Raw genomic sequence first — 21,081 nt, 5'->3', positions numbered from 1 at the left:
TATCACAAAATACAAAATTTTTATCGTACTATTCTCTTCCAAAATAGCAAAATAGAAACAGATAACAGCAAAATCCCCCATAAAAATTGAATTGCAACACCTATTGTATAAGGTATATAAGATTGATTCTCAGTCATCAAAAATGAATTCATAGTGGAGATAATTGGGAAGTAGAGAAAAGCATCGCTGAATTGCAGAAGCATTTGACCCAACCCCAACAAAAAAGACAAAGACATCCCCATTGGAACAACTATACTCCTTGTTATAAGCACTAAACTAAAACATATTAATATTAAACCAATTGATACCAATATTATTCTTAATGTAAAGGTATAAATAAGTAAGGGAATTAATAGATCATAAAAAATATACACTACGCAAATAATACAGAAAGCAACAAGAATCCAAACTAATATAGATATTGATAATATTACTATTAATTTTATAAAAAAGAATTTCCAACGTATTGGATTAGCTAATAAACTGCTTCTTAAAGTTGAACCGTTAAATTCTTGCCCTATAAATAGTATTGTAATAATAATAATTCCAGCTTGTCCAAGATAGAAGCTTTCTAAGATTTGCGTTAAAACATAATCCTCGGTTATATAACTTGGAGTTTCATGTAAAAAAATAACAAACAAAGGTACTAAAATTATAGTTGCTAATACAATCAATAATAGCCATTTATTATAAATAAACTTTAAATACTCACTTCTAAAAGAATTCATATAACATTACCTACATCTTTTTTCAAAAATTTGTAATATGCAAAACTACTAATTACTAGCACCCAAATACTCAGAAATAAAACACTGCGTCCTGGTGTTGTGATTTTTAAAGGAGATGTTGCAATTAAATCTTGACCTAAAGATACTGGTAAATACTTTGCAAGCTGAATTCTGTCAGAAAGAAAACTGCCTAAATTATAGACTTGTGGTAGTAAGAATAATAATGATCCAAGTGAGGATTTAAAATAAAAAGCAATTGAATAGGATAATACCGTTAATAACGACCACGACAATGACCCCAATAATATAAAGTACCACACATTATTACTCAGTATCAGAGGGTTCAATCCCTCTCTCCCTAAACCAAACTGTGCACTTGCAATAGATAAATATATTGAAACATACGATACAACAAAAATAAATACACTTGTAACAAAAAATTTTATTACAAAGAATACTGCCTTATTTGAACATAATAGCAAACTGGTACGTAAAGAACTATTTTTATATTCCATACTTCCAATAATTGCTCCTAAAATAATCATAGCAAACAAGCCCAATAATATTGCATCAAAACCAATATACTCAATTGGAGGTATTGATTCTGCTAAACTACTATTTGTTTCAGGTGTTGCATTCAATCCAACTGTTAAAATTTGTTTAGAACTGATATAAGACAATAACGGCTGAAGAATAAAAACAATTGGTAAAACTATTTGGGTTGATCTGCTATAAAAAATTTTATATAGCTCTGATAAAATATTATGGCTTTTTATACTACTTATCATAGTCACCTCCTGTTAAATGAAAGAAAACATCTTCTAGATTATAAAATCCGTTCATTATATTATGAAGTGTACCCGAAGCTATGATACTTCCTTTGTCAATAAAAACAACCTTATCAGTTACCGCCTCTACTTCTGAAAGTATATGTGAAGATAACAATACTGTCTTGCCAGTACTTGCTTGTTCTCTAATAAAATTTCTAAACCATCTAATTCCACTAGGATCTAAACCATTTGTAGGTTCATCTAAAATTAGGTACTGGGGATTTCCCAACAGCGCTGTTGCAATACCTAACCTCTGACCCTCTCCTAATGAAAGGTTGCTTATTTTTGAATATCTTTTATGTTCAATATCAGTAATGGATAATACCTCTGATATTCTGGAAAAATCTATTCCATTACTAGCAGCAGCAATTTTCAAATGTTGAAAAACTGTTCGATCACTGGGAGCCCCTACGCCATCAAAAGAAGCTCCTACAGTTAAAAGAGGACGTTCAATATCGCAATATTTCTTACCTCCTATTAAAGCAGTGCCTAAAGATGGTCTATCCAGCCCCAAAAGTATTCGTAGTGTCGAACTTTTTCCTGCACCATTCGGTCCCAAAAAGGCCGTGACTTCCCCCTCTTCAGCTGTAAAGGATACGTTCTTTAATATATCTCCATCTTTATAAGTTTTTGTAACATCTCTTATTTCAATCTTATTCGTCATAATACGATACTCCTATACTAAAAATTGTTCTTTGGCCAGCTCTTTATATAATGGAACAGATTCCAATAACTCCATATGAGTCCCACTTCCTACAATTCTTCCGTGTTCCAAAACAAAGATTTCATCTGAATCTAAAATTGTAGATAATCTATGAGCAACCATTATTATGGTTCTCTCACCTCTCATACTTTTGATTGCTTCCTTCATTTTCTTCTCACTAAGACTATCCAAATTCGAAGTTAACTCATCCAGCAAGAGTATCTTTGCATCGGAAAGTATTGCTCTTGCCATTGCCAATCTCTGTCTTTCTCCTCCTGATAAATTGAACCCTCCTTCACTAATTGGGCTTTCAATCCCAGATGCACCTCTTTGAATTAAATGCTCCAAACCAACTTTTTCTAAAGCGTCACAACATTCATCATACGTTACATTACTATTACCCATTTTTAGATTTTCTAAGATTGTACCAGCTACTAATGGTGAATTTTGTTCAACATATGAAATATTCGAACGTAAAGTCTCACGACTCATTGTTCGAAAATCTTGTCCAAATATCTTTATACCACCACTGGTAGTATCATAGAATCTTTCAATGAGGTAAAGAAGTGTACTTTTCCCCGCACCAGACGGACCGACAATGCTGACGTAATCTCCACTATTTATTTCAAAAGTAATGTCCTTTAATATGTAATTATCATCCGATTGAATATCTTGAAATTGGTAAGAGTCATATGAAAAAGTTACATTCACAAATTCAATTGATTTGCTTCTGTCTGACTTAGATTCTAAACTTAAAATGATATCATTATCTTCTTCTTTTGGAAGATCAATAATTTCAGTAATTCTACTTAAAGCTCCCAAAGCTTCTGAAATAGTTGTGACTGACGAAAATATTTGTCCTACTGGTGAAATAGCGATATACATTAATAGCATAAAAGAAGTTAGATTTGCAATAGACATTTGCCCAGTAGAAACACGGTAGCCTCCAATTCCCAAAATAATTATCCCACACAATTGCAAGCTAAAATTTGATATCGGTGTCATTATTGATTGCACTCTTGCAACTCCAATTCCCAAGTTTTTTACTTCTTGTGCCTCAGATAACATTTTAAATAATTCTGAATTCGTTTCATTTGTCGACCGAATTGTTCTAATCCCTATGATTAGCCTATTTAGGTATGCTGTCATGTTCCCCAAACCCTGATGAGCTTTATAACTTGCCGTTTGAATCAAACTACTCATCAATAAAATAAATAGGAATGATAAAGCTATAGAAATAATTGTAATTATTGCAAGATAAGTATCCTTTAGAAATAATGTAAATATAGCACCTAAACTCAAGAACAGTCCACTCGTCAGAGCAACGGTTGATTGAATGATACCTGCTCTTAGTTTACTTGTATCACTGCTAAAGCGACTAATTAGGTCTCCTGCAGATAGATCATTATATTTATAAATAGGAAGTTTCAAAAATTGAATAATTAAATTTTTTCTTGATTGAAATACTGCACTTTCTCCCATTAATTGTAAAAAGTAATATTGCAAACTGGAAATAATTGTTGAACCCACGGTAATAGTTATAAGCATATATATTGTTGGATTGTTGAATAAATTTACTCCCTTTTGAGAGATTACTTTAGATAAAAGTTCTGGTTGTAATAACGTTAAAATGGACGTAAGTATTCCCAAACATAAAACGATTAAAAAATATTTTCTTTTATTTTCTATCAAAGCAAGTAAATCACGGAATTTTACGTTAGTCATAGTATCATCTACTTTTTCTATATTTTCAGATATCATATGTTTACGCTCTTCATGTTTATCATCTAGAGTTTTCACGACTCTTTCATACGATGATACTTCTTCTAGCTCTTTAATTGGATTTCCGTTTACTTCCACCCATGCATGAGATCTAAAGGGGTTCATAGCAAACCCAGTACACCAACTTGCACGTTTATTTAAAAGAAGTAAAAACATTATTACTCCTAATGATCTTTTTACGCATCCATCTTGATTCCTACACTTATGGCTTACAGTACATATTGCATCACGAGCTAATATTGCTTCATTTTCTGTGGCAGATAGTTTCGAATTACTTAACTTATTAATCAAAAGTTCAATTCTTTTAGGAGAGAACTTTGTAAGCGGATAAGAAATCAGTAAAGCTATTTGTGCTAGTAATCTGTATTTTAGCTGAACATAGGAGTATGACTCTTGATTGAGTTGCATATCCATAATCTATAGCCCTCCTTTTTTTAGAGATTGTATAAAATCTTTAACATCTTGTTTTGCAACATCGATTTCAATGGAATACGCAACAGATATAGCGCTAACAATTTCTTCTTCGCTTTCATTTTTAGATAGTAACTCTAAAATTTTGACACCTACATCATTTGTTTGAAAGTATATCCCTTGATTTTTGTCGAATACAATTGCACCAGTATCTTGCTTTATTATTTTCAGTCTACTTTTCGATTCTTTATTAAACATAATTGTAAACCTCACTCGTTCTTCATATATAATTTGATCTGCCGTATCCAACGTTCTACCGAACATAACTTTTCAAAATAATCAATTTTACTCGGATTTCCCGCGGGTAATGACATCTCTAATTTTAACTTCTCAACATCAACAATACCCATTTTAACTAATTCAAACTGTTCTAAATTGTGGAAGTTTTTACGAACTGCTTCTCTATATCCACTATATAAGGCATCTGAATAATCCCCTTTGAACCCCCTGTTAAAAACCTCAATTGGTACGATTCCCTTCAATGCTTTTTGCAATATCGGTTTTGTTAGTTTTGAACTAACTTTATATTTTGCTGGAATTTGAAGACAAATTTCTATTAATTTTTTATGTAAAAATGGAGTTGCCCAATAAATGGAATTAGTGGTTAATTGAATTTGTCGCAGTACTGATTTTTGAAATATTAAGGATTGAATCATTTGGAATGCTGTCCTATCAGATATTATTGGCTCAGAATTGGAAAATAATAACGAGTTTAAAAAAATTTGCGATTCTTGCTTGGATTTTTCACTGAGCCAATCTGGTACTTGTAAACCATCCACCCATCCCAGTTCTCTCTTGATAGGTGCAGAAGATTCGTTGAAAACAATTTCTAAATTTTTGATCACAGTTTCCGAATATCCTCTATTATCTAACAAATCCAATAGGCAACTAAAAAATGGTCTTCTCATTATTAAACTATATTTCAGAGCATAAAGTAGTCCACCTAAATTTTCCTGACGAACAATATTCCAGGAATTAGACGGCATCGGTGTAAATAATTCATCACCACCAATACCTAGAAAGTGAGTCGGATGTTTTCTACCTTTCTGGTAACCAATCACTGATTTCAAATATCCTTCTGAATCCGCCCACAATAACGGAGAACTTGGCATAATATCATTGATATATTTTTCATCTATCGCAAATCTTTTTTCTGTTATTTCTATTGAGTCAAACTTTTTCAACTCCCTACCAAGATTTTTTGCAATAAATGTCGCCCATTTAGTATCACTATTAGCAGTGGTACTTGATTCAGCATGCAAAATAGAGAAGTCAGGTATCAGTTTATTCAATGTAAAAGCAATAGTTGCAGAATCAACACCTCCTGATACATCACTCGACACTTCATTTCTCATATTCAAATCATGATTAATGCTATTTAAAAACTCCTCTTTTATTTTTATTATTAGTTTATTAAAATCTTTTGTGTCTACTTCATAACTTGGAACTCTTTTTTCTAAACAACCTTTTTCAGATATTTCTAAATAGTTTAAAGGTTTTATATTCACTAGCTCTTCCCAGAGGCTAATTGTTTGAAATGGATAATATGGAAGTCCAAAAATAAATTGACTCGCTAAACGCTTCGTAGAGAGTTTTAAATTCAAATATTTTGCAATTTCTACAGATGAATCACTAAAAATTATATTCTTATTATTCTCAAACCAAGACAGTCTTGAATCTAAATAAGGTGAAATAATATATGTTCTTTCAGCCATTTCAACAATAATTAAACCATTTGTAACATAATCTTGAAGTACTGATATTATTTCTTCAAAACTACTAATATCATTTTGTTCTATAATTGAGCATACTCCTTCGACATAATCTTCTAAACAATAGATTTTTTTATTCTCTCCAGAAACGGTTCTATATAAATTTTTAGTAAGGAATACTATTTTTTTATCAGAATATTTTTCAAAAAAATACTTATTTACCATATATATTAACAACCTCAGAAATAGAAAAACAAAGCATCTTGATATTCGTAGTTCTGGAATGAATATCAAAATACTTTATTCAAAATTATTTACCATTATAATACATAGTTATAAGCTTAAAACTCAATTCTAATTCTTACAATTGCACGTCCACCAAAGATATCACGAAACTTACCAGTCCATAGACCTTTAGTGTCTTTTTTGAAAGTTGCAATTGATTCAAATGTTGGTTTGCAGTATTTCATCTTAAACTCCTTCTATCATTTATACTAATGCCAGAACCCATTCTTATAAATGAAAAATATTTTTCAAGAGATATCTCTTGATTCAATTAAATTCTATAATATAAATTTCGGAAAAATATCAGAAAATCTATTAAGATTGAACAAATTTCAGATATTTTCACCTCCACTCTGTGTATTGCTTGTTTTTCACTATTGTGAACATGTTAATTTAAAATATATCTGGGTATGCGATTCTCAAAACTCACTCCCATAATCGTCATAGTTTCTTTGTTTACATCTAAGTCCATAAGTTACTTCCTATTATGACCACAAATCATTACCAAATTTCTTGCTTCTTAAATAAACTTGCTCAAAATTAACTCCAAAAAAGGCTAAGGTAATCAATTGTCGTGATAAATACTCCACATCGCCTAAATCGTCAGGTGACACATTAAACTTATTGCCGTGAGCTATATCGTTCCTAATTTTGACAAGTTGCTGAATCCTTTTACTATCTATTCTATAGAAGGTTGATTTTGTAGAACCACCATCATCCAAATTATTTATTATATTGCTTAGCGCTAGAACTATGCGTCTGTGATTTTTTCTCTCAAGGATATTTTTTAACGTTGAGTTTAGTTCTCCAGCCAGTTCATTAAAGGTTTCTTCATCAAAAAACGTATTATCAAAATTAGACAAAAACAATTGCTCCAAGAAGTCCTTTATTAATTTTTTTCTTGCCTCACTAGAAATTCCTGTCAAAAGTTTAGTATTATTAAGCCGCAATTTTGCTACACGTTCAATAGGCTTAAAGTGCATAAAGAACTGTTCTTCACTGTGATTTCTATACTCATGTAACGCTCCAATAAAACACATCTGCAACAAAGATAAGATTTCATCCCTGCGCTTTCTATTTGTCTTATGATTCAATTTATAGTAAAATGAACCAAAAACAGTACACAATATGTTATAACCTTCTTATGGTATATTCAATAGATTTTCGTAAAAAAGTTCACGGCTATTGTGACCGAACAGGTAGTATAACAGAAGCATCACACGTTTTCCAAATCTTCTATTACTATTAGATAGGAAACACAACAATACCTCCACTATATCGAGGAGGCCTTGGATCAACTTGGTTATTTAGTAAAAGACTAGAAGATTTTCTTCTCCCAATCATCTTCTGTACGGCGAGGGTAGAAAAATTCAGATTTGTCCGGAGCTTCCATCATTTCCATCAAAGGTAACATATCATAGGCCAGATCCAAGTTTGGAATCTGGTCTTTTTGCACCCAAGAAACTTCTCCTTCATCTGAAGAGCGAAGGGTACCAGAGAACTCAGTCGCCTTATAGCAAAAGACAATGTAGCGCCCACCAGCATCCAGAGGCCAATTTTTAATGCCGACCAGTTGAGGATTTTGGATAGTCAATCCTGTTTCTTCATAGATTTCACGAATGACAGACTCTGCGAAAGACTCGCCATTTTCTACATGGCCCCCTGGAAAGGCATAGCCAGACCAGCGATTGTTTTCAGGGGCGCGATACTGCATCACCACGCGCTGAGTTTCGAGGTCTTCAATCAGACAAATGTTTGTTAAAATCGTTAATTGGGAACGGGACATATTTTCTCCTTTAAGTACTATTCTAATCCAACGCCTTGACTTCCAGCATCATATCACGAATCTGAGCTGCCAATTCAAAGTCAAGCACTTCGACAGCTTCTTGCATTTGTTTTTCTAATTTCTTGACTAGTTCTTTACGTTCTTGTTTATTGAGGCTATTGATGTCGACTTCCTTGTCCTCTTCATTAGCAACTGCCTTGGTCACGGCAATCAGGTCACGGATTTCTTTCTTGATTGTCTGAGGCACGATACCATGCTCTTCATTATAAGCCATCTGAATTTTCCGACGGCGGGCCGTTTCATCAATGGCACGTTGCATAGACTGAGTCATCGTGTCCGCATACATGATGACATGCCCTTCGCTGTTACGGGCAGCACGTCCAATAGTCTGGATTAGGCCACGCTCGTTTCGAAGGAATCCTTCCTTGTCAGCATCAAGAATAGCTACGAGGCTCACTTCAGGAACGTCAATCCCTTCACGGAGGAGATTGATTCCGACCAAAACGTCAAAGACTCCTAAACGCAAGTCGCGGATAATCTCAGTACGCTCCAAGGTCTTGATATCCGAGTGCATGTACTTGACTTTGATACCCATTTCCTTGAAGTAGTCGGTCAAGTCTTCTGCCATTTTCTTGGTCAAGGTGGTGATAAAGGTTCGCTCGTTCTTTTCAACACGGGCATTGATTTCACCCAATAGGTCATCAATCTGTCCCATAGTCGGACGGACCTCCACCTCAGGATCCAAAAGACCTGTCGGACGAATGATTTGCTCAATCACTGTCTCGGTCTGTTCATTTTCATAGTCACCAGGTGTCGCTGAAACGTAAACAATCTGATGCACATGACTTTCAAACTCCTCACGACGGAGAGGACGATTGTCCAGTGCTGACGGCAAACGGAAACCATAATTAACCAGCATTTCCTTACGCGAACGGTCACCATTGTACATGCCCTTGATCTGCCCCATAGTCATATGACTCTCATCAATCATAATCAAGAAATCATCTGGGAAGAAGTCGATAAGCGTATAAGGAGGCTCACCTTCGCTACGACCATCCATGTGGCGAGAATAGTTTTCAACACCGTTGGTATAGCCCATCTCACGTAGCATCTCAATATCATACTCTGTTCGCTGTTTCAACCGCTGAGCTTCAAGTAATTTGCCTTCCTTCTCAAAGACAGCTAACTGCTCCTCCAACTCTGTCTGAATTTTAGCAATGGCCACTTCCATATGGTCGTCATTGGTCACAAAGTGAGTAGCTGGGAAAATCGCCAGATGATCCACTTCTCCCAGTACCTGACCTGTCAAAGCCTCAACCTCACGGATACGGTCAATTTCGTCTCCAAAAAATTCTACTCGAAAAGCGTGTTCATCACGAGAAGCTGGGAAAATCTCCACCACATCCCCACGCACACGAAATCTTCCCCGTTGGAAATCAATATCATTCCGTTCAAACTGGATATCAACCAAATCATTCAAGAGTTTATCACGAGAAATTTCAAGACCTGGACGCAGACTAACGACACTGTCAGCGTATTCCTTGGGCGAACCCAAACCATAGATACAAGAGACTGAGGCTACGACAATGACATCATTGCGCTCCAAAAGAGCCGAAGTCGCTGAGTGGCGGAGTTTGTCAATCTCATCGTTAACAGAGCTGTCCTTCTCAATGTAGGTATCACTCGAAGGCACATAGGCCTCGGGTTGATAATAGTCATAGTAGGAAACAAAATACTCAACAGCATTTTCAGGGAAAAATTCCTTAAATTCTCCATAGAGCTGACCAGCCAGAGTCTTATTATGGGCGATGACCAGAGTGGGTTTATTGACTTTGGAAATGACCTGACTCATGGTATAGGTCTTTCCTGTACCAGTCGCCCCCATGAGAATCTGAGCTTTTTCGCCCCCCTCGATATTGTCAACCAACTGCTCGATAGCTTGGGGTTGATCTCCTGATGGTTCATATTTTGATACTAGTTTAAATTGATTGTCTGTAATGCGATTAATCATAAGAATCCTCTCTCGATGTGCTATTCCTATTTTAGCATACTTGTAGCATTTTCACGAAGAAAAGGACGGACCGAAGTCACATCCTTTCATTTTCTTTCTTTAACTGATGAGCGAGATAGAAAATCAGAAGTAACAAGACCAGACTTGTCATGATAGAACCTTCAATCCCAAAAGATCCTCCTGATAGCCAGCCTTGATTACCTTGTGGTAAAAAGGTCATCAGAGACGTTCCTGATGGTTGACCACTAACTAAAATCCCAAAGAGATTGCCCTGAGCAAAATTCCAGGCTCCATGAATACCTGCAACACCCCAAACTGTATCAGTTTTGAGAAGGTAAAGAGCCATGGCAACTCCGAATAAGAAGAGATTCACTAGAGATAAAGGTGTAAGACCCGAATTGCCCATATGAAGCAGGGTAAAGAACAGGCTAGATATAAGAACAGCAAGTTTTAGATTGGTTCTTGAGGCCAATTGAGGAAGGAGCCAAGCACGGGCCACCACTTCTTCTGCTGTCCCCTGTAAAATCCAAAACGGAATGGTAAAAATAACAAAGGAAAGCGAATAAGGATTTAAGTGAATAGACTCAAAACGATATTGCCCCACGGCCACTAAACCTAACAAGGTCAGAAGAAAAAGTGCCAGGCCTAGGCAAAATCCTTTAAAGAGATTGCTGAGGAAATTTTCTTTATAAAATCCTAAAGTTCGAATAGGTCTTTTCTCAACTTTTCTAGTCCATCTGAACACAGTGTTGAGAATAAAACCAAAGGCCAGCAATTCTAAAATTAAACGAAAGTCACTTGTTTTATCCATCAAGCTCTGCTGCAAGGTTTGTAAAAAGGTAGCAAAAGCTTGACCAGCTTCTCCAAAATTTCTAGCAAGTCCGAGGAGAGCTAACAAACTAATACCATATAAAGTATAAGCCACAAACTCTCCTATGAAGACAAAAACAAAGGCTAACAAGGGGCTTGTGTAAATGTTTAAACTCATTTTTGAGGCTTGGAAATCTTTGAATATTCTTTTGTTCTTCATATCCCTGTCCTCTTTTCTTCTATTATATACTATTATTATAGCACTTTATAGTAGCAATTCAAGAAAGAAAAGAAATAATCAATGTTATATTTTCTGACACAAAAATATAAAAATTTGCCTTTTTTTACTTTTTCTGATATAATGGGAAAATATTCGAAAAAGGAGACTAAAAATGAAGAAAAAATTTCTAGCATTTTTGCTAATTTTATTCCCAATTTTCTCATTAGGTATTGCCAAAGCAGAGACGATTAAGATTGTATCTGATACCGCCTATGCACCTTTTGAGTTTAAAGATTCAGATCAAACTTATAAAGGAATTGATGTTGACATTATCAACAAAGTCGCTGAGATTAAAGGCTGGAACATTCAGATGTCCTATCCTGGATTTGACGCAGCGGTCAATGCAGTTCAAGCTGGTCAAGCTGACGCTATCATGGCAGGGATGACAAAGACCAAAGAACGTGAAAAAGTCTTCACCATGTCTGATACTTACTATGATACAAAAGTTGTCATTGCAACTACAAAGGCACACAAGATTAGCAAGTACGACCAATTAACTGGTAAAACTGTTGGTGTTAAAAACGGAACAGCCGCTCAACGTTTCCTAGAAACGATTAAAGATAAATACGGCTTTACTATTAAAACATTTGACACTAGTGATTTGATGAACAACAGCTTAAGCGCTGGTGCCATTGATGCTATGATGGATGATAAACCTGTTATCGAGTATGCCATTAACCAAGGGCAAGACCTCCATATTGAAATGGATGGTGAGGCTGTAGGTAGCTTTGCTTTCGGTGTTAAAAAAGGAAGCAAATACGAGCACCTGGTTACTGAATTTAACCAAGCCTTAGCTGAAATGAAAAAAGATAGTAGTCTTGATAAAATCATCAAGAAATGGACTGCTTCATCATCTTCAACAGTGCCAACTACAACTACTGCAGCTGGTCTAAAAGCAACTCCTGTTAAGGCTAAATACATCATTGCCAGCGATTCTTCTTTTGCACCTTTTGTTTTCCAAAACTCAAGCAACCAATTTACTGGTATTGATATGGAATTGATTAAGGCAATCGCTAAAGACCAAGGTTTTGAAATTGAAATCACCAACCCTGGTTTTGATGCTGCTATCAGTGCTGTTCAAGCCGGTCAAGCAGATGGTATCATTGCTGGTATGTCTGTCACAGATGCTCGTAAGGCAACTTTTGACTTCGCAGAATCATATTATACTGCTAATACTATCCTTGGTGTCAAAGAATCAAGTACCATTGCTTCTTATGAAGATTTGAAAGGAAAGACAGTCGGTGTTAAAAACGGAACTGCTTCTCAAACCTTCCTAACTGAAAATCAAAGCAAATACGGTTACAAAATCAAAACCTTCGCTGACGGTTCATCAATGTATGACAGTTTAAACACTGGTGCCATTGATGCCGTTATGGATGATGAGCCTGTTCTCAAATATTCTATCAGCCAAGGTCAAAAATTGAAAACTCCAATCGCTGGAACTCCAATCGGTGAAACAGCCTTTGCTGTTAAAAAAGGAGCAAATCCAGAATTGATACAAATGTTCAATAACGGACTTGCAAACCTTAAAGCAAACGGTGAATTCCAAAAGATTCTTGACAAATACCTAGCTAGCGAATCTTCAACTACTTCAACAAGCACTGTTGACGAAACAACTATCTGGGGCTTGCTTCAAAACAACTACAAACAACTCCTTAGCGGTCTTGGCATCACTCTTGCTCTAGCTCTTATCTCATTTGCTATTGCCATTGTCATCGGGATTATCTTCGGTATGTTTAGCGTTAGCCCATACAAATCTCTTCGTGTGATCTCTGAGATTTTCGTTGACGTTATCCGTGGTATTCCATTGATGATTCTTGCAGCCTTCATCTTCTGGGGAATTCCAAATTTCATTGAGTCTATTACAGGCCAACAAAGTCCAATTAACGACTTTGTAGCTGGTACCATTGCCCTATCGCTCAATGCAGCCGCTTATATCGCTGAAATCGTTCGTGGTGGTATTCAGGCCGTTCCAGTTGGTCAAATGGAAGCCAGCCGAAGCTTGGGTATCTCTTATGGAAAAACCATGCGTAAGATTATCTTGCCACAAGCAACTAAATTGATGTTGCCAAACTTTGTTAACCAATTCGTTATCGCTCTTAAAGATACAACCATCGTATCTGCTATCGGTTTGGTTGAACTCTTCCAAACTGGTAAAATTATCATTGCCCGTAACTACCAAAGTTTCAAGATGTATGCAATCCTTGCTATCTTCTATCTTGTAATTATCACACTTTTGACTAGACTAGCGAAACGCTTAGAAAAGAGGATTCGTTAATGGCAAAATTAAAAATTGATGTAAATGACTTACATAAGCAATATGGAAAAAATAAGGTCCTAAAAGGAATTACGACTAAGTTCTATGAAGGAGATGTTGTTTGTATCATCGGTCCTTCAGGTTCTGGTAAGTCAACCTTCCTCCGTAGCCTTAATCTTCTAGAAGAAGTCACTAGCGGTCACATCACTGTGAACGGTTATGACTTAACTGAAAAAACTACCAACGTTGACCACGTCCGTGAAAATATCGGAATGGTTTTCCAACACTTCAACCTCTTCCCACACATGTCTGTATTGGACAACATTACCTTTGCTCCTATTGAGCACAAGTTGATGACTAAGGAAGAAGCTGAGAAATTGGGAATGGAGTTGCTTGACAAAGTTGGGCTAGCAGATAAAGCTAATGCTAACCCAGATAGCCTATCAGGAGGTCAAAAACAACGCGTGGCCATCGCTCGTGGACTAGCAATGAATCCAGACATCATGCTCTTTGATGAACCAACTTCTGCCCTTGACCCTGAGATGGTCGGAGACGTACTAAACGTTATGAAGGAATTGGCTGAACAAGGCATGACCATGATTATCGTAACCCATGAGATGGGATTTGCTCGTCAGGTTGCCAACCGCGTTATCTTTACTGCAGATGGTGAATTCCTTGAAGACGGAACACCTGATCAAATCTTTGATAACCCTCAACACCCACGTCTGAAAGAGTTCTTGGACAAGGTCTTAAACGTCTAAACTTAAACTGTAAGGATTTCCTTGCAGTTTTTTTCTATCTCGTATTGGATTTTTTGATTTTTCGGAAAATTATGTTAGAATTAAGTTTATGAAATGAGATTTCCTCATACCTAGCAAGACTAGGAATAAAAATAGAAATTAGGTAGCTAGATGTCATCTAAGGTTATTGTTACAATTTTCGGTGCGAGTGGAGACCTGGCTAAACGCAAGCTCTACCCTTCCCTTTTTAGACTTTATAAATCCGGCAATCTTTCCAAGCACTTTGCAGTTATTGGAACTGCCCGTCGTCCTTGGAGCAAGGAATATTTTGAATCTGTTGTTGTCGAATCTATCCTTGATTTGGCAGATAGTACCGAACAGGCTCAAGAGTTCGCTAGCCACTTCTACTATCAAAGTCATGATGTCAATGATACAGAACACTACATTTCTTTGCGTCAATTGCAGGCTGAACTAAATGACAAGTACCAAGCTGAAGACAACAAGCTCTTCTTCTTGTCTATGGCACCTCAGTTCTTTGGAACTATTGCCAAACACCTCAAGTCTGAAAACATCGTAGACGGTAAAGGTTTTGAGCGTTTAATCGTTGAAAAACCGTTTGGTACAGATTACGCAAGCGCAAGCAAGTTGAATGACGAGCTCCTAGCAACATTTGACGAAGAACAAATTTTCCGTATTGACCATTATCTTGGTAAGGAAATGATCCAAAGTATCTTTGCAGTTCGCTTTGCAAACTTGATTTTTGAAAACGTTTGGAACAAGGATTTTATCGACAATGTTCAAATTACCTTTGCTGAGCGCTTAGGCGTAGAAGAACGTGGTGGCTACTATGATGAATCTGGTGCCCTCCGTGACATGGTTCAAAACCACACTCTACAACTCCTTTCTCTCCTTGCCATGGACAAGCCAGCAAGCTTCACAAAGGACGAGATTCGCGCTGAGAAGATTAAGGTCTTTAAAAACCTCTATCATCCAACAGATGAAGAGCTTAAAGAACACTTTATCCGTGGTCAATACCGTTCAGGTAAGATTGATGGAATGAAATACATCTCTTATCGTAGCGAGCCAAATGTTAATCCAGAATCAACAACTGAAACCTTTGCGTCTGGTGCCTTCTTTGTAGACAGCGATCGATTCCGTGGTGTTCCTTTCTTCTTCCGTACGGGTAAACGTCTGACTGAAAAAGGAACTCATGTCAACATTGTCTTTAAACAAATGGATTCTATCTTTGGTGAGCCACTTGCTCCAAACATTTTGACCATCTATATCCAACCAACAGAAGGATTCTCTCTTAGCCTAAATGGGAAACAGGTAGGAGAAGAATTCAACTTAGCTCCTAACTCACTTGATTACCGTACAGATGCGACCGCAACTGGTGCTTCTCCAGAACCATACGAGAAATTGATTTATGATGTCTTAAATAACAACTCAACTAACTTTAGCCACTGGGATGAAGTTGGTGCCTCATGGAAATTGATTGACCGTATCGAAGAGCTCTGGGCTGAAAATGGTGCCCCACTTCATGACTATAAAGCTGGAAGCATGGGACCTCAAGCTAGCTTTGACTTACTTGAAAAATTCGGTGCCAAATGGACTTGGCAACCAGATATCGCCTACCGTCAAGATGGTCGTTTAGAATAAAAAAATTTCCTGCAAGTTTATGCCTTGCAGGATTTTTGCTTCTGATTAGATTAAGCCTTCCAAGAGACCTTTCATAAAGTTTTCATTAATATTCTTAATAAAATTAACAGCAAATTTATAGCACCAAGTATAGATAAAACTGAAAATAATTTATTACCTGTTTTAGGCAAATTTCTTTCAATTCTTTTTGGATATTGATGAATCTTTAATTCATTATTTTTTTCAATCATATCAGAATTAGCATTTTCAAACAAATTACCTTCACCATATGGACTAAATCCATTATTTTGTAATGCATCCTGAACATATAAATCCATGTTTATACTTTCACTATTATTCTTATCCGTAGATTGAACAGAAGTTGAATTTTCACTGTCAGTCTTATCCGTAGATTGAATAGAAGTTGAATTTTCACTGTCAGTCTTATCCGTAGATTGAGCAGTATTTATATTTTCATTGTCAGTCTTATCCGTAGATTGAACAGAAGTTAAATTTTCACTGTCAGTCTTGTCCGTAGATTGAACAGTATTTATATTTTCATTGCTAGTCTTATCCGTAGATTGAACAGAAGTTGAATTTTCACTGTCAGTCTTATCCGTAGATTGAACAGAAGTTAAATTTTCACTGTCAGTCTTGTCCGTAGATTGAACAGTATTTATATTTTCATTGCTAGTCTTATCCGTAGATTGAACAGAAGTTGAATTTTCACTGTCAGTCTTATCCGTAGATTGAGCAGTATTTATATTTTCATTGTCAGTCTTATCCGTAGATTGAACAGAAGTTAAATTTTCACTGTCAGTCTTGTCCGTAGATTGAACAGTATTTATATTTTCATTGCTAGTCTTATCCGTAGATTGAACAGAAGTTGAATTTTCACTGTCAGTCTTATCCGTAGATTGAACAGAAGTTAAATTTTCACTGTCAGTCTTGTCCGTAGATTGAACAGTATTTATATTTTCATTGCTAGTCTTATCCGTAGATTGAACAGAAGTTGAATTTTCATTGCTAGTCTTATTCGTAGATTGAACAGAAGTTGAATTTTCACTGTCAGTCTTATCCGTAGATTGAACAGAAGTTGAATTTTCACTGTCAGTCTTATCCGTAGATTGAGCAGTATTTATATTTTCATTGTCAGTCTTATCCGTAGATTGAGCAGAAGTTGAATTTTCACTGTCAGTCTTATCCGTAGATTGAGCAGTATTTATATTTTCATTGTCAGTCTTATCCGTAGATTGAGCAGAAGTTGAATTTTCACTGTCAGTCTTATCCGTAGATTGAGCAGTATTTATATTTTCATTGCTAGTCTTATCCGTAGATTGAGCAGAAATTACACTTTCATCTATTGGCTGGTTATTTGATAATGAGTCTGTTGGTAATATATTAGCATCATTTTTTGACTCTTTTTCACTATTAATCGAATCTAGGGATGAAATTTCCCTTCTATTAGCTACTCTTAGAATCGGAGAAGATTCTTTAGGTAAATTCTCAGAATTATACTCTGAAATATTTTTTGCCTTGTCATAAATAGCTAATCTACTTATCTCCCAGTCACCTGGGAAACTATTTTCATCTACTTGATATCTAAAAATAAACTGACCTTCTTTATTTAATTTGCCTGTTAATATTTCATACTTAGAAGGAGAAGACACTGAACGAATTGTCAAGTAAGCTGAATCTAATTGTCTATTATCGCTTGCATCTACTGTATAGGTTACAACATCATGTTCCGTAGCGCTTGTCTGATTTAACTTAATTGAAATTAATTTAGGTGCTTCTGTGTCTGGTTGAAGATTAGTTGAAATAGTTAAAATCGGAGAAGATTCTTTAGGTAAATTCTCAGAATTATACTCTGAAATATTTTTTGCCTTGTCATAAATAGCTAATCTACTTATCTCCCAGTCACCTGGGAAACTATTTTCATCTACTTGATATCTAAAAATAAACTGACCTTCTTTATTTAATTTGCCTGTTAATATTTCATACTTAGAAGGAGAAGACACTGAACGAATTGTCAAGTAAGCTGAATCTAATTGTCTATTATCGCTTGCATCTACTGTATAGGTTACAACATCATGTTCCGTAGCGCTTGCCTGATTTAACTTAATTGAAATTAATTTAGGCGCTTCTGTGTCTGGTTGAAGATTACTTGAAATAGTTAAAATCGGAGAAGATTCTTTAGGAATATTCTCAGAATCATACTCTGAAATATTTTTTGCCTTGTCATAAATAGCTAATCTACTTATCTCCCAGTCACCTGGGAAACTATTTTCATCTACTTGATACCTAAAAATAAACTGACCTTCTTTATTTAATTTGCCTGTTAATATTTCATACTTAGAAGGAGAAGACACTGAACGAATTGTCAAGTAAGCTGAATCTAATTGTCTATTATCGCTTGCATCTACTGTATAGGTTACAACATCATGTTCCGTAGCGCTTGCCTGATTTAACTTAATTGAAATTAATTTAGGTGCTTCTGTGTCTGGTTGAAGATTATTTGCAACATTATTTAAACTTGATTCACCTACTTTCAATGGTTTACTATATAGTGCCAATGCGTCTTCACCATCTATATCTACATAATTATCAGAATCATCTCGTAAAGTGATCCCATTTATCCTCCATATACCACTAGATAATTTTTCATCAACTTCTAAGGTAAAAGAGAAAGTACCATCTGAAGTTGGAGAATCTGCATATAGTGCTTTTATTTTCCCGTTTTCATCATTTTTTAAAACAATTGTAGCGGTAGTTAATTTGCCGTTATCTTTTGCTTTTAGGGTGTAATTAACACGCTCACCTGACCTCACTTCTGTCTTATCTGAAGCTAGAGATACAAATTCAGGCGGGGTAACATCGACAGTAACATTATTTTCTACTTTTAGAGGTGTACTATATAGTGCCAATGCATCTTCACCATCTATATCTACATAATTATCAGAATCATCTCGTAAAGTGATCCCATTTATCCTCCATATACCACTAGATAATTTTTCATCAACTTCTAAGGTAAAAGAGAAAGTACCATCTGAAGTTGGAGAATCTGCATATAGTGCTTTTATTTTCCCGTTTTTATCATTTTTTAAAACAATTGTAGCGGTAGTTAATTTGCCATTATCTTTTGCTTTTAGGGTGTAATTAACACGCTCACCTGACCTCACTTCTGTCTTATCTGAAGCTAGAGATACAAATTCAGGCGGGGTAACATCGACAGTAACATTATTTTCTACTTTTAGAGGTGTACTATATAGTGCCAATGCATCTTCACCATCTATATCTACATAATTATCAGAATCATCTCGTAAAGTGATCCCATTTATCCTCCATATACCACTAGATAATTTTTCATCAACTTCTAAGGTAAAAGAGAAAGTACCATCTGAAGTTGGAGAATCTGCATATAGTGCTTTTATTTTCCCGTTTTCATCATTTTTTAAAACAATTGTAGCGGTAGTTAATTTGCCCTTATCATGTGCTTTTAGAGTGTAATTAACACGCTCACCTGATCTCACTTCTGTCTTATCTGAAGTTAGAGATACAAATTCAGGTGGGTCAACATCGACAGTAGTATTAATCAAATTTTCCGTTACACTTGAATAGTTATAATTCTCTTCAGCTTGAGCTTTTTCACATAAAGTTGCCCCACATATTAATAAACCTGTCAAGCTAACTTTGGTAATTTTATTCCAACTAATATATTTCATAAATATATCTCCACATTTTTAAAAATTAAAATATTAGATTAAGCCTTCCAAGAGACCCTTCATAAAGTTTTCTGAGTTAAATTCTCCAATATCATCGATTTTTTCACCAAAACCAATCAATTTTACAGGAATATTGAGTTCTTCTCGAATAGCTAGAACAACACCACCTCGAGCAGTTCCATCAATCTTAGTCAAGACAATTCCTGTCAAAGGGGTAATTTTTGAAAATTCTTTGGCCTGCACCAGGGCATTTTGACCTGTTGAAGCATCTAATGCTAGGAAGGTTTCATGGGGTGCTTCTGGTACAACACGTTTGATAATACGACCAATCTTTTCCAGCTCAGCCATAAGGTTGTCCTTATTTTGTAGACGACCAGCAGTATCAATCATAAGAATATCGATACCTTCAGCCACAGCACGTTCCATGCCATCAAAGACTACACTGGCTGGGTCAGCTTTTTCAGGTCCAGTCACTACTGGAACATCTACTCGTCGACCCCATTCAGCTAGCTGGGCTACCGCTCCTGCACGGAAGGTATCTGCCGCAACCAACATGACCTTCTTGCCAGCTTGTTTGTAGCGGTGGGCTAGTTTCCCAATAGAAGTTGTTTTCCCAACACCATTAACACCAACAAAGAGCATGACTGTCAAGCCATCTTGGAAGTGGATGCTTTCATCGTAGTTACCATCCTTTTCATAAAGCTCAACCAATTTCTCAATGATGACACGACGAAGTGCATCAGGTTTCTTGGCGTTTTCAAGCTTGGCTTCGTAGCGTAACTCCTCTGTTAAGTTAGAAGCGACCTGGACACCAACGTCACTCATAATCAGCAGTTCTTCCAGTTCCTCGAAAAATTCTTCATCAACAGAGCGGAAGTTAGCAAAGAAGGCATTCAAACGAGCACCAAATCCTGTACGAGTTTTCTTAAGACTGCGGTCATATTTTTCCTGAACAGTTTCTTCTACCTGAGGCGTTTGTGCTTCAAGCACTTCAGAACTATTTTCTTCTACAGTTTCTATGAGCTCAGCATTCTCTTCTTCTGTGACTTCTTCTGAGTGTGGAAATTCTTCTATTTCTTCTTGATGAACCTCTACAGCTGGCTCTGAATCCAGACTTTCTTCAACTTTGTCTTGATTTTCCTCTTCTTGGAGCAGAGCTTGTTCAACAATTTCAACCTCTGCTTCTTCCTGAGAAACTTCCTCAGCTTCTGTAAGGGCAGGCTCAGTAGTTTCAGACAAATCAAGATTTTCCAGAGCTTCTTTTACAACTTCTTCGATTTTAGGTTCTTCTTTTTTTCCGAATAGACGGTCAAATAATCCCAT

15 protein-coding genes are annotated in these 21,081 nt (G+C 36.0%); 3 read left to right on the top strand and 12 right to left on the bottom strand.

From position 1 onward, the window contains the following. Window positions 1-20: 20 nt before the first annotated feature. From AXK38_04685 to AXK38_04640, 10 genes are all read right to left on the bottom strand, one after another. Window positions 21-728, bottom strand: coding sequence for a hypothetical protein (locus AXK38_04685; protein ID AMH88581.1), 708 nt, complete (start codon window positions 726-728; stop codon window positions 21-23). Then, entirely contained in the window at window positions 725-1,516 is a 792-nt protein-coding gene (locus AXK38_04680; GenBank protein ID AMH88580.1) for a hypothetical protein, read from the bottom strand. The genes AXK38_04685 and AXK38_04680 overlap by 4 nt, the downstream gene beginning before the upstream one ends. Then, window positions 1,506-2,222: an ABC transporter gene (locus AXK38_04675; protein AMH88579.1), complete on the bottom strand. Its 717-nt coding sequence runs from the start codon at window positions 2,220-2,222 to the stop codon at window positions 1,506-1,508. The genes AXK38_04680 and AXK38_04675 overlap by 11 nt, the downstream gene beginning before the upstream one ends. A gap of 12 nt (window positions 2,223-2,234) precedes the next feature. Continuing rightward, a complete protein-coding gene (locus AXK38_04670; GenBank protein AMH88578.1) occupies window positions 2,235-4,457 on the bottom strand; it encodes an ABC transporter ATP-binding protein in 2,223 nt (740 codons plus the stop codon). Window positions 4,458-4,460: 3 nt separating this feature from the next. Next, window positions 4,461-4,712, bottom strand: a complete 252-nt coding sequence (locus AXK38_04665) for a hypothetical protein (protein ID AMH89635.1) — start codon at window positions 4,710-4,712, stop codon at window positions 4,461-4,463. Window positions 4,713-4,723: 11 nt separating this feature from the next. After that, window positions 4,724-6,451, bottom strand: coding sequence for an asparagine synthetase (locus tag AXK38_04660; GenBank protein AMH88577.1), 1,728 nt, complete (start codon window positions 6,449-6,451; stop codon window positions 4,724-4,726). A gap of 545 nt (window positions 6,452-6,996) precedes the next feature. Further along, entirely contained in the window at window positions 6,997-7,551 is a 555-nt protein-coding gene (locus tag AXK38_04655; GenBank protein AMH88576.1) for a hypothetical protein, read from the bottom strand. A 278-nt stretch (window positions 7,552-7,829) separates the two neighbouring features. After that, window positions 7,830-8,297 carry an NUDIX hydrolase gene (locus tag AXK38_04650; protein ID AMH88575.1) on the bottom strand — a complete coding sequence of 156 codons (468 nt, stop codon included), beginning with the start codon at window positions 8,295-8,297 and terminating at the stop codon, window positions 7,830-7,832. A gap of 22 nt (window positions 8,298-8,319) precedes the next feature. Then, on the bottom strand, window positions 8,320-10,308 hold the full coding sequence (locus tag AXK38_04645; protein AMH88574.1) for an excinuclease ABC subunit B: 1,989 nt from the start codon (window positions 10,306-10,308) through the stop codon (window positions 8,320-8,322). A 76-nt stretch (window positions 10,309-10,384) separates the two neighbouring features. After that, entirely contained in the window at window positions 10,385-11,338 is a 954-nt protein-coding gene (locus tag AXK38_04640; protein ID AMH88573.1) for a CAAX protease, read from the bottom strand. A 172-nt stretch (window positions 11,339-11,510) separates the two neighbouring features. Between AXK38_04640 and AXK38_04635 the strand changes: the two genes are divergently transcribed. The 3 genes from AXK38_04635 to AXK38_04625 all read left to right on the top strand — a co-directional run bounded on the left by AXK38_04635 (window position 11,511) and on the right by AXK38_04625 (window position 16,054). Continuing rightward, window positions 11,511-13,676 (top strand): amino acid ABC transporter permease, encoded by a 2,166-nt coding sequence (locus tag AXK38_04635; protein AMH88572.1) that lies wholly within the window; start codon window positions 11,511-11,513, stop codon window positions 13,674-13,676. Continuing rightward, window positions 13,676-14,416, top strand: coding sequence for a peptide ABC transporter ATP-binding protein (locus AXK38_04630; protein ID AMH88571.1), 741 nt, complete (start codon window positions 13,676-13,678; stop codon window positions 14,414-14,416). Before AXK38_04635 ends, AXK38_04630 begins: the two co-directional genes overlap by 1 nt. A 150-nt stretch (window positions 14,417-14,566) precedes the next feature. Then, entirely contained in the window at window positions 14,567-16,054 is a 1,488-nt protein-coding gene (locus AXK38_04625; protein ID AMH88570.1) for a glucose-6-phosphate dehydrogenase, read from the top strand. 71 nt (window positions 16,055-16,125) lie between these two features. Here the strand turns inward: AXK38_04625 and AXK38_04620 are convergent, their stop codons facing one another. Continuing rightward, the gene (locus AXK38_04620; protein ID AMH88569.1) at window positions 16,126-19,758 is read right to left on the bottom strand and encodes a hypothetical protein; all 3,633 of its coding nucleotides are present in this window, start codon (window positions 19,756-19,758) and stop codon (window positions 16,126-16,128) included. Window positions 19,759-19,791: 33 nt separating this feature from the next. After that, window positions 19,792-21,081, bottom strand: coding sequence for a cell division protein FtsY (locus tag AXK38_04615; protein ID AMH88568.1), 1,290 nt, complete (start codon window positions 21,079-21,081; stop codon window positions 19,792-19,794).

It is taken from the genome of Streptococcus mitis, assembly GCA_001560895.1.
GTDB classification, from domain to species: Bacteria; Bacillota; Bacilli; order Lactobacillales; family Streptococcaceae; genus Streptococcus; species Streptococcus mitis_Q.
Note: the sequence above shows the minus strand (reverse complement) of the source record. Positions and strands in the feature narration are given on the sequence as shown.